General features: G+C 31.3%; 9 protein-coding genes, 1 pseudogene and 1 riboswitch. Of the genes and pseudogenes, 5 read left to right on the top strand and 5 right to left on the bottom strand.

Annotated elements, in window-relative coordinates; all coding sequences use genetic code 11:
* Window positions 1–667: 667 nt before the first annotated feature.
* The 3 genes and pseudogenes from J5Y03_RS08375 to J5Y03_RS08365 all read right to left on the bottom strand — a co-directional run bounded on the left by J5Y03_RS08375 (window position 668) and on the right by J5Y03_RS08365 (window position 4,572).
* Window positions 668–1,993 (bottom strand): NCS2 family permease, encoded by a 1,326-nt coding sequence (locus J5Y03_RS08375; RefSeq protein ID WP_209404501.1) that lies wholly within the window; start codon window positions 1,991–1,993, stop codon window positions 668–670.
* A gap of 137 nt (window positions 1,994–2,130) precedes the next feature.
* Window positions 2,131–2,230: riboswitch (purine riboswitch) on the bottom strand.
* 279 nt (window positions 2,231–2,509) lie between these two features.
* Window positions 2,510–2,605, bottom strand: a pseudogene (locus tag J5Y03_RS19995) (GMP synthase (glutamine-hydrolyzing)); the annotation flags it as partial.
* A 242-nt stretch (window positions 2,606–2,847) separates the two neighbouring features.
* The gene (locus J5Y03_RS08365; RefSeq protein ID WP_209404499.1) at window positions 2,848–4,572 is read right to left on the bottom strand and encodes an ATP-dependent nuclease; all 1,725 of its coding nucleotides are present in this window, start codon (window positions 4,570–4,572) and stop codon (window positions 2,848–2,850) included.
* A gap of 470 nt (window positions 4,573–5,042) precedes the next feature.
* Between J5Y03_RS08365 and J5Y03_RS08360 the strand changes: the two genes are divergently transcribed.
* The 4 genes from J5Y03_RS08360 (at window position 5,043) to J5Y03_RS08345 (ending at window position 7,762) form a co-directional block, all read left to right on the top strand.
* A complete protein-coding gene (locus J5Y03_RS08360) occupies window positions 5,043–5,198 on the top strand; it encodes a hypothetical protein (RefSeq protein ID WP_209404497.1) in 156 nt (51 codons plus the stop codon).
* A 278-nt stretch (window positions 5,199–5,476) separates the two neighbouring features.
* On the top strand, window positions 5,477–5,680 hold the full coding sequence (locus J5Y03_RS08355) for a helix-turn-helix domain-containing protein (protein WP_209404495.1): 204 nt from the start codon (window positions 5,477–5,479) through the stop codon (window positions 5,678–5,680).
* A gap of 253 nt (window positions 5,681–5,933) precedes the next feature.
* The gene (locus J5Y03_RS08350; protein ID WP_209404493.1) at window positions 5,934–7,031 is read left to right on the top strand and encodes a hypothetical protein; all 1,098 of its coding nucleotides are present in this window, start codon (window positions 5,934–5,936) and stop codon (window positions 7,029–7,031) included.
* 224 nt (window positions 7,032–7,255) lie between these two features.
* A complete protein-coding gene (locus J5Y03_RS08345) occupies window positions 7,256–7,762 on the top strand; it encodes a DUF1572 family protein (RefSeq protein WP_209404491.1) in 507 nt (168 codons plus the stop codon).
* Window positions 7,763–7,935: 173 nt separating this feature from the next.
* On the opposite strand, the gene J5Y03_RS08340 is transcribed toward J5Y03_RS08345, so the two are convergent.
* Window positions 7,936–8,505: a recombinase family protein gene (locus tag J5Y03_RS08340; protein ID WP_209404489.1), complete on the bottom strand. Its 570-nt coding sequence runs from the start codon at window positions 8,503–8,505 to the stop codon at window positions 7,936–7,938.
* Window positions 8,506–8,772: 267 nt separating this feature from the next.
* Here J5Y03_RS08340 and J5Y03_RS08335 point away from each other — a divergent pair, with 267 nt between their 5' ends.
* Window positions 8,773–10,035 carry a PIN-like domain-containing protein gene (locus J5Y03_RS08335; protein ID WP_209404487.1) on the top strand — a complete coding sequence of 421 codons (1,263 nt, stop codon included), beginning with the start codon at window positions 8,773–8,775 and terminating at the stop codon, window positions 10,033–10,035.
* A gap of 174 nt (window positions 10,036–10,209) precedes the next feature.
* Here the strand turns inward: J5Y03_RS08335 and J5Y03_RS08330 are convergent, their stop codons facing one another.
* A complete protein-coding gene (locus J5Y03_RS08330) occupies window positions 10,210–11,148 on the bottom strand; it encodes a tyrosine-type recombinase/integrase (RefSeq protein WP_209404485.1) in 939 nt (312 codons plus the stop codon).
* Between the last annotated feature and the right edge of the window lie 12 nt (window positions 11,149–11,160).

Raw genomic sequence — 11,160 nt, 5'->3', positions numbered from 1 at the left:
CGCCGCCAGCGTTCGTCCTGAGCCAGGATCAAACTCTCCATAATAGATTGTTTATCTTAAGCTCTAAAACTAATAATTGACGTTTACTTCATGTTTTGTTTAGTTTTCAAAGTTCATTTTGTCACTCACAAGCAACTATATTAGAATATCATTTCCAGTTGTTTATGTCAACAACTTTTAATTATTCTTTTTTTGTGTGTCTCAACGTTTTGTTGCGACAACGTTTATAAATATATCAGCTATATACTATTTTAGCAATACATTTCTTTAATGTTCTATTATTCTGAATTAACCCCACCTACACTCTACCAACAAAACATTTAAACTACTAGTTTTCTAGTTTATTTTTTGTATACCTATTTTGATTGAGCCGTCTAATACTATAGAGATAGAGAAGTAGTGAAGTTATCAATCATCTCGTTGTAACTACAAATTTCCCATCAGGCAGAAACACGAAGTACTAGAACTACATCTAGAATCTGCTACTTTAAACTAATAACAAGAGGACAGACTTGATTAGCTTTGACATAATACGAAGTAGATTTTCAATTCAATTGATTGTGAAACGAAAGAGAAGCTAATCAATTGATTAGGAACAAAAAAGGTTAGTTCACATAAGCGAACTAACCTTTTTAACATTACATATAATTTATAAGTCGTAATAGAATTAATCTCTAAAGAACATAAAGAACAATACGAAAACTACGAATAAAACATACATAATAGGATGAATTTCTTTTCGTTTACCAGCAACCAATTTTGTGATCGGATAGAAAACAAAACCAACTGCAATACCTGTTGCAATACTATATGTTAATGGCATTGCAACCATTGTTAAGAATGAAGGAACTGCTATATCAAATTCTTTCCAATTAATTTCTCCGATAGAAGAAACCATTAAAATCCCTACTATTACTAGTGCCGGTGCTGTAACCGCTGGTGTAACAACTCCAAGTAATGGAGAAAAGAATAATGAGAATAAAAACAGAATACCTACCACTACAGCTGTAAACCCTGTACGCCCACCTGCTGCTACACCAGCAGTTGACTCAATATAAGAAGTTGTTGTTGAAGTACCTAGTGTAGCTCCAACTAAAACTGCTGTTGCATCAACCATTAACGCTTGTCCAGCACGCTCTAATTTATTATTTTTCACTAGACCAGCTTGGTTTGCTACTGCGATTAGTGTTCCAGTTGCATCAAAGAAATCAACAATAAAGAATGTTAATACTACAAAGAACATTTTTTTCGTAAACACATCAGATAAATGAGTGATCGCTACCCCAAAAGTTGGAGAAATATCAGGAATAGGTGCAACAATTTTTGAAGGTGGGTCGATAAGCCCAGTAACCACTCCAGCAATTGCTGTTAAGATCATTCCAATAAATACAGCTGATTTTACTTTTCGTGTCATTAAAATTACCGTAACAACAATACCAAAAATCGCTAATAGTGCATTTTTATCTTTAAAATCTGTTAAAGTAACAAACGTCGCCTGATTACTAACGATAATGCCAGAGCTCTTTAATCCAATAAATGTAATGAAAAGCCCAATACCTCCACCAATTGCATATTTCAGTTCAGATGGAATTGCATTAACAATTTTTTCACGAAGTCCTGTTGCAGAAAGGATTGTAAATAAAATACCTGAAACGAATACACCTGAAAGTGCAGTTTGCCATGGGATTCCACTACCTAAAACAACAGAAAAGGCAAAGAATGCATTTAAGCCCATACCTGGTGCTAAAGCAATCGGATATTTCGCATAAAGTCCCATTACGATTGATCCATATGCTGCCGCTAAAGCAGTAGCGACGAAAATTGCATCTTGATTCATTCTTAATGCATCTGGAAAATCCTTAATACCACTTAATGAAAGAGTGCTTGGATTCACGAATAAAATATATGCCATTGCCAAAAACGTTGTTAAACCAGCAATAATTTCTTGACGATAGGATGTTCCAAACTTTTCAAACTCAAAATAACGCTTCATAGTTCCTCCTCTATGTCTCATGCGTTAAACGAATCTACCAATCTACTAAAACAAAAAACGCTTCTATCAATTTGATAAAAGCGTTTCTACACGTAGTTTAAATGTACTGGAAAATCATCCTAGATGCATCTCTTCCAGAAAGCAACATCTTCACTCGTAGTCCACTTTTTACGGTAGTGGGTAGAAACACTTGGGCCATATTCCCTAGCATATACGACATGATGTGACAATATTTTTATATTTGATATAGAAATCATACATTAATCTTAAAAGTTAGTCAACGAAAAAACGAACATTAATTTAAAAAACGTAGTGTTTGTTCGTTTTATTCCCTGTTTGTTTGATTATAAAAAAAACAAGAGTAGGAATGCCATTGCATCCTACTCTTGTTTTATGCTTACGTAGCAGGTCATGCCGCATCCGCTTTTCGTTCTGTCTAGCTTCAGCTCTCATCTCCACGGTCGTTTCACAAAAATCAATGTCTGCCGGAGGTGTTCAAGCCACTTACGCTTTTCGTTATTCCCACTCAATAGTTGCAGGTGGCTTACTTGTAATATCATAAACGATACGGTTAACGTGTTTTACTTCGTTAACGATACGTGTTGAGATAACAAGGTTTCTAGGACTTCCCGTTTACTTCAATCGACTAAATTACAATTCAGCTATTTACGTTATTTTCATATGTCAATTGTAGCAGGCTGAATAGGGAAATTTCAATTAAATCAATAACTAAAAGAGCTTCAAATAACTTAAATTTATTATAAAGTGTAATTTCCCCTGAAATTTGCGAACATTACTTGAAACACATTTATAATACATCCTTACTTTCTTTAGTAATAACTTCCGCTCTTCATTCATTCAACATCAGGAACTGCTTTAACAACTTTCCTAGATACCCTTTTCCCTACCACTTTTTGTTTTTTGCTTAATAGCGGATTAAACAAATTTTCATAATCCTTGTCCCCTACAATTTCGATGAAAGGTTGTTCAAGTGATGTTTGATTATCTAACCTAAAGATGTAGTTGAATACCTTCTCTATCTTCTCTCTAGCTTGAATATAAGATGGTTCAACTGAATCATGTATTATTCTATGTATGGTTTCAGTCTTTTTACTATTATGAACATCATTAAGTCCTATAGAACGTTCAAGGTTTGGTACTGAACCAAAAATTCTAGTAGAATCATTCTTTAATGCATAAATGTTATAACAGTTTGTTTGTTGTTGCTTCAGTGTCGCGTTTTCAAATCTCTCATGGTTGTCTATATCATGCAAGATGTAATAACTGGTGTTAAACTGGTTTAGAATTTTCATTAGCGAGCAGATTGTTGCTTTTCCTCTTGCTCTAATTACATGTATGTTCAAACCCCGTTCTTTAATAAAGTGCTTAAAAGCAACATATTCTGTATCGCCTTCTACAACAATAATTTTGTCTGCAAAGAAAAATTCATTAACATATGAATCAACATAATTCAAAAGCTTCATATTCTTTATGTCATCGTCATCAAACTGGGAACTGGAAGATTGAAACAATTCAATAGCTTCAGTTTTTCCAATCCTAAATACTTGAATAGTGGTATGGTTCTCAGAGAGGTCAATCAGCACAGGTGAGTGGGTAGAAATAATTAATGGCATCCTACTTCCAATTGAATAAAGTGACTTACTTAAAGCTCTGACAGCTTCGGGGTGTAAAAATGCTTCTGGTTCATCTATAAGTAACATTTTTTGAGTATTGTTTGTTCCCATAAGTCCTTGTTCAATCATATTTTGTATCATATAAATTAAACTCATTCTTTGTATTCCTGTACCCTGTGTTGAAAGGGGCATATTACTACTATGATTATTTCCTATAAGCACGCTGGAGCTAGTAGATTTAACTATATCAGATACGGTAAAACCAGTACTTTCTCCGCCATAAACTGAAAGTTGAAGTGAGTTATTTGAAAATACACTTTGCAAACTATTTGATACACTTGTACTAACATTTGAAAGGGAAGAATCTGTATTGCCCTTTAATTTCTTTAAAAATTTAGGGATTGCACTTTTTAATTCTAAATACTCCTTCTTAATCGCTTGAATCTCTTCTACATCAGAATCTTCCATCTCCAGCTTGCTTAATTCTGCAGTAATTATCTGCGAGTAAATTTCTTGTACTTGTTTGTCAATTTCTTCAGTAGTCATATACGGTGTAATGTAATATGGACTATTTGCCAAAATTTCATCTAATGTTTCCTTTAATTCATGAGTTCGTTTAATTTCAACGTTTTGTTTATCATAGTATTTTCCATTGTCATTCGAATACTTTTTGATAATAGTTATAGTTTCACCAGTTTCATCGTTCACAACAAACTCAGCTTCTAATTCAATAGTATTGTTCTCATCTTGATTGGAATAACACTCAACTGGTATCTTCCCTTTTGCTGTAGTAGGAAGGTAAAACTGGTTTATCGCTTCTAGAAATGTTGATTTCCCAGTATTATTTCTTCCTGTCAAAATTACAATGTTCTCTTTGGAAAAGTCAATGCTGAACTTCGCATTAAACACTTTGTAGTTTAAAACACTAAACTTCTTTAATCGCAAGAAAGTCCCCCCTAGTATATAAATCTGTATCTTAAAACCATAGTCCATATTATAACAAAATTTCACATATAATCCCTTTATTTTCCATATTTCGGATTTATTCCGTAATTATCTTAAGAGTGATGATAACCTAATTACGTAGTTGAAATACCCATTTATGTGGTTGGAGATAACTGATTCTTGGTGTTTTCGTAATATAACTGAGGTTTTAATGTTCTACACTGCCAGTTTAATTAAGAAACACAATTATTATCCTTTTCGTAATTTAAACAAAAACCCAATAAAATTAAAGTTTTATTGAGTGTAGTTTAATTACTAAAACACAAGATATTAAATTTTTTTTCAAAAAGTTGAATACTTTATTTGGCACTTGGCCATAATGGATAAGTTATACCTTTTAGGTATAACATTCTGTTATTTTGGAAATCATATATTTAAATTGGAAAGCAATTTAATAGGAGGGTGTTTAAATGAAGCTTTTTTGGACTGAAGAAGCATTAATTAGCTATATTATAAATGAAATTAACCTTGAAGATTATGAAGAAGAAAAAGACTGCGAATGTATCATCTGCCATGCAAAACGTTTTGGAAAAGTTAAAAAAAAATTAGAAACTTTAATTAACTAGTTAGCCCTGCTAAGTGAAAATTCATTCTGTGCGATTTACGGACTATATATAATATACAGTATAGCAATTACTAATTTTCCTTTTTAGATAGAGTGATATAAATCTATATATTTAATATAGTTCGTAAATCGCACATTATCCAAAGTCCATTATTTCTAGTGTGTAGATTCTTAATGACATTAATTATTTAATTACCCAGCCAAAAATGAATAACTATTTAAGCGGTAATGAGTTTAATTATTGAAATAGTTAAATCATTATTGGAGAGTGATTGTGATATGAATATCGAATTAAGTTTAAGCCTTAGAGAGAAGTATAAAGTGGTAAGAAAACAGAAAGGTATAAAATTAAGACACATCTCAAAAGAAATTGGAGTATCAGTCCCAATGTTATCTATGTATGAGAACGAGCTTGCCAATCTAAATAAGGAAAAAGAGAATAAATACCGCTTAATTATTATGCGAAATGACATTAATTTGTAGGAGGAAGCGATGGATAAAACAGAATATACACACAAATATTTCTTTTGTTACTCAGTACCCTTGTTCAAGTATTTAAAAATGGACAAGGGTATTTCTTTTATATGTTATGCATTAAGCGACAAGACGTTGAAGCCATTTTGGTTGTTTGAGAAAAATGAGGAACTCTTTAGAGCATTAACAGAGTACAAATAGTACTCTAATTAGAGTGTACTTGATATTAATATAGTGAATATTTAGGGAGTTGGAAAGTAATATGGAGAGAAAAAAAGTAGGTACACCTTATTTTAATGAATTAGAACTTAATAATATATTAAAGGTAAATAGTAATAAGAAGGTATTCATTCCAAATCAATTTTTTAAGGATTTGATAGAATGTAATGAGTTTAAGCCTAAGATTAGTAAAATTAAAACTCACGAAGGAACAGTAAATACTTATGAAAAAGAAGCAAACGCTAACCATATTGCGTTTGCTTTTTGTTTTGTATACATGATTTCATACTTGTACCGCTACGCAAACTATATTTATTATAAAGGTGAAGAAGAATGTTTTATTGATGACAAGCTAATCTATATGCTTTGTGGTACATCACCTACAAGTAGAGGGAAAGATGGAGTTTCATACATTACTAAAAAAGACGGACTATTAGAACGATTAGGTTATAGCGTTAAGGAAGATGATTTTCCAATTGACTATGTTTACTATGTAGATGTTTTCGGTAACGTAGATTATAGTTTTCCAGATTTTATTCTGTATTCTAAAGTAAAATATGACCTACCTACGGGTTATAACAAATATAATAAGAAAATAAACTACCCAATAAGAGCAATGCATTACGATAAAGAATCAGAATCTGCGAATACTCTTGATGGGTATTTTTATGATGTCCAATATTCTACAGAAATTAAAATAAATGTTTTTACCTACTGTATGGCTAGAAAAGAATTAGGTAAACTGGGATTCTATTTGTATGCATATCTAAAAAGTAGATGTGACTATTTTTATGCTACAACAGATAGAAAAGGATACGTTAGAACTTTACAAGATTTATCAGAGGATACTGGAATTGGAAAATCAGTGTTATCAAAACTGCTCACTGTTTTAGAAGAGCATAATATGATATTTAATTCACATAATCATTATGTAATTGGATTACCTAAAGGAAAAAAAGTTCCTCCCAATACATATATTACATTTGATTTCGAAGACTTTTATAAGTATGAGAAAAAGAGTGTAGAAACTCGTAAAGTAGTAAGCTATGAATATTATGATTCGAAGGTTGGGGTGTATCTTGGTACTATCGAAGAAGTAAATGAGGTTAACATAGAATTAAAAATGCCTTTAAATTTATAATTAAGCTTTTCGTATCGTAGCAATTCATATTAGGGTTTGTCCGTAAATGTACTCAGCGGGATATATAACATGTTCTATTAAGCATTCCTGTAAACTATCCCCCATCCATAAACGATTATATATATTGTATTAGGCATAATCTTTATGAAGGATTATATTGAATCACATAGAATGTTATTTTGTATAGAATAGTATTTAATTTATACACGAAAGTAGTGAATACGTTGGATGTTTCGATTCTATTAATTGAAAGTATGTTAGGAAAGTTTAAATCAGAAAAAAGATGGGTTTATCAAGCTATCAACCAATTAACAGAAGAGGATATTATTTGGATTCCATCTCCAGAGAGTAACAGCATTGCAAATCTAGTATCTCATATTAGGGGAACTGTACGCCAAAGACTTGAAACAGTCTTCTATAATGTACCTGACAAAAGAGATAGGGAGAAGGAATTTGCACGTGGGCTTCAATTATCAAAAGAGCAGGCTCTTACTTTAGCAAATGAATCATTTGAAGTTATTATAAAGATTTTAGAAGACATGAAATTGAAACCGAAATTGTTATTGTGGCAACCATATTTGGATATGCCACCACTTACGTTTAGTGCAAATAAAAACGATGCAACACTACTTGATATGATGGTACAAATGGTACGTGAAATACATAACCACACTGGACAAATCATGTATATAGCAAAAATGAGAAAAGGTCAGTTACATTGGCAATATTAAGGCTAGTTAGAGTAATTTAACTTAATTAACGGAAGTTCATTAAACGTGAAGAAAGGCTATCTATTTAGATAGTCTTATTTTGTTTCAATAAAACTAGGTACTTTAACAGAATCAAATTCAGCATTTAGTACATACATGCCTTTAAGACAATGGGATGCTACAGGTGATTCCTTCTATTCATTACTCTTAACTATATTCATTTGTCTTCTCGCTCTTATCAGCGTACTTTTACTAATCCCAGTAATTTGTTCAACTTCTTTATACGAATTTGTTTCTAATAGATGTAAAGCATGTTGTATTTGTTTCTTGCTATACTTCTTAGGTCTACCTTCTCTAAAATCGTCACGTTGTTTTGCAACTACCTTTCCCTCTTGAGTACGTTCTACAATCAAGTTCCTTTCCATCTCTGCTACAGCCAATAATGTTTGTAAGAAGAATTTACCCATTGTGGTGTCCTCCAACAATCCTACATTTAATACATGGACTTTAACACCTTTCTTGAATAAGTTTTCTATTATTTCGATTCCTTCTTTAGTATTTCTTGCTAAACGGTCTAGTTTCGTTACTACTAACGTGTCACCATTCGTTAACTTCTTTAATAGTGCTTGAAACTCTTTTCTATCAGCCTTAGTTCCAGTAAACTTTTCAGAATATATTTCTTTGCAACCTTCTAATTTTAATTGTTCAATTTGTACTTCAAGTTCTTGATTATATGTACTTACCCTTGCATAGCCATATTTCATACAAAATTACTCCTTTTTATACGTTTATTTATGACACTAAGTTATGACACCTTAAGATACTCTGATATTACTACTTCGGCAAAACGGTGTCAATACTATTAAGTTATGACACTTAAATACACTTTTATTAATATAGAAAATACATAACACTTAACTAGCGATAGATTTTTAGTAGTTTATTGATATCCTACTCAAACAATTCTATGTTATTATTTTAATGATTGATTGTAACAGAAAATTTAGAAAAAGGTGCGATGGAGAGTATTTATGAAACCAGATGAAATTGAGCATTACTTTAAACCTAATAAAGAAAAAGAAAAAGACATTTGGACAGATTGTATATTTATTTTTGACACTTCTGCTCTTTTAGAATTTTATTACTTCCCTAAAAAATCACAACAAGATATTTTTAGTAGTACTTTTGAAAAAATTAAGGGAAGACTATGGATTCCTCATCATGTTAAATTCGAATATTTGAAAAATAGGGAAAACACATTAAAGAAACCAATTGATGAGAAATACAAAAAACTCCAAAATGAACAATTAAAAGCAATTGAAAATGGGATAAAAAGTATAAAAGGAAATCTTGAGGACTTTATTAATCATACAAAAAAAACGGATGTGCACCCCTATATTGATAGTACAATTCCTCTTAATTTTGAATTAGCATATGCAGAGTTTGAAAAGACTTTTTCCAGCTTTAAATCCAACGTTGAAATAGAATTTAAAAAAAGAGAACAAGAAATTGTTTCCTTTGCTACTGAAGATACAGTTCTTAATTATTTTAATGAGTATTTTATGGTAGGTAGAGAATATTCTTTTGAACGAATAATGGAGATTGTAGAAGAAGGAGAAATCCGTTATAGAAATCAAATCCCACCAGGTTATAAAGATGAACCTAATAAAGAAGGGCTACAAAAGTATGGCGACTTAATAATCTGGAAACAAATAATAGATTTCGCAGAACAAAATCGAAAACCAATCGTTTATATTACTAATGATGTAAAGGAAGATTGGTGTTATCAGTACAAAAGAGGTAATGAAGTACGAATTGATAGACCGAAGGAAGATTTAATTAGAGAAATAAGAGATAAAGCAAACGTAGACTTCTTAATGTACACATTTTCTCAATTTCTATTCTCCGCTAAGGAAATTCTAGGAACTGACATATCACAAGAAGTAATTGATGAAGCTAAAACTGTTGGTATTAATAATAATACTTCCCGTATCAGATTTGATGGATATTATCAAACACTTGAAGATAATCTCGACGATTCGGATGTTGAAGATGGTATTGCTCAGTTTCAATTTTTTTATCGATTTTATGAAAATGGAAACGTTGACTATTACACTGGTGATGATAAAGATATTCGATATGGTTCATATAAAATTATCAATGACAAAATAAAGATTGAACTTTCAAGTCATTATCTTACTGGTACTATAACCGAAGATTACTTGAAGTTAAAGTGGGAAAGATATGATGGTGAAACCGAAGGTTCTGAAAGAGGATTATTTTATGCAGATTAAAAAATGAACTATTCCCATTATTTTTAATAGCTTTTTATTAAAAATAATGGGAGTTACTATAATGACCATAAAAATCATAAATTTCATTTTAAATTACTGTTTAATTGTAATTATTAAGTATCTCATCCCTTTCTTTAATATTAAACTACTTAAGATACCATATATTCATAGTTGTTACTTCTTTACAATCTTAACTTCCTTCAAAGGACTATTCATCCGACCAATATTCAAAATATCCTCTTGTTCTAACCCTCTTAGGTATCTGGATGTTATTTGAGTATCAAAATGCCCCATCAACCTACTTAAACTATAAATGTCTATCCCATTCCTTAACTGTTTTTGTGCAAAGTAATGACGACAGTCATGTGGTGAACAACGAACTTCTTCTCTAACGCCTGCATTAGCACAGTGTTCCTTAAGTATTTTATTAATTCGTGAACGAGATAAACGCATTGCAGATTGGTCTAAGAAATAATGCTCCTCTATTTCATGAATATTTTTGTGTTTAAAGCGTTCTTTCTTCATATGCTCATATTTCCTCATGTATTTACGCATAACCCTGCTAATGTACACTAAACGCTGTTTAGAGCCTTTTCCATGAATTAGGATATGTCCACTGGCTATATCCGTTATCTTAATGTCACAAAGCTCAGAAACCCTCACACCAGTATCAAAAAGCATAATTAAGATTAACTTGTCACGAACATTAGAATATGTTTCTTCTTTTACATCATTTAAAATCCTAGCTACTTCATCATCATTAAAAGTAACAATAACTGTTTTCTCCTCTTTTAAGTTTCTAATTCGTTTCATGGGGTTGTCTTGTTCATCTATATATTCTTCATCAACGAGTTGCTGAAAGAATACTTTTAACGTTGCTAGATTATTATTAATTGTAGAATTAACCTCTTTTCCTACACTTTGACACTCTTGAACATACTTTTTAATATGAATCGGCTTTATATCCTCTATATCAGTTACACCTAGTTTACACTCCATAAAATTCTTCCATCTGTTTAAACGGTACAAACACACATCGATATATGCTTTCTTAAGTCCTACTATCTCTTGATTTAACTTAAACTCATCAATCATCTCGACTATTTTAGTCATAAAAAAACTCCC

Source organism: Gottfriedia endophytica (genome assembly GCF_017814275.1).
Lineage (GTDB): Bacteria > Bacillota > Bacilli > Bacillales > Bacillaceae_G > Gottfriedia > Gottfriedia endophytica.
The sequence above is the reverse complement of the archived record's forward strand: the minus strand, read 5'-3'. Positions and strand labels throughout refer to the sequence as shown.

Excerpts from the sequence above, each read along its gene's own strand:
- J5Y03_RS08335 (WP_209404487.1), top strand. The coding sequence starts at position 8,773 with ATGAAACCAGATGAAATTGAGCATTACTTTAAACCTAATAAAGAAAAA.
- J5Y03_RS08340 (WP_209404489.1), bottom strand. The coding sequence starts at position 8,505 with ATGAAATATGGCTATGCAAGGGTAAGTACATATAATCAAGAACTTGAA.
- J5Y03_RS08375 (WP_209404501.1), bottom strand. The coding sequence starts at position 1,993 with ATGAAGCGTTATTTTGAGTTTGAAAAGTTTGGAACATCCTATCGTCAA.
- J5Y03_RS08350 (WP_209404493.1), top strand. The coding sequence starts at position 5,934 with ATGGAGAGAAAAAAAGTAGGTACACCTTATTTTAATGAATTAGAACTT.
- J5Y03_RS08360 (WP_209404497.1), top strand. The coding sequence starts at position 5,043 with ATGAAGCTTTTTTGGACTGAAGAAGCATTAATTAGCTATATTATAAAT.
- J5Y03_RS08355 (WP_209404495.1), top strand. The coding sequence starts at position 5,477 with ATGAATATCGAATTAAGTTTAAGCCTTAGAGAGAAGTATAAAGTGGTA.
- J5Y03_RS08330 (WP_209404485.1), bottom strand. The coding sequence starts at position 11,148 with ATGACTAAAATAGTCGAGATGATTGATGAGTTTAAGTTAAATCAAGAG.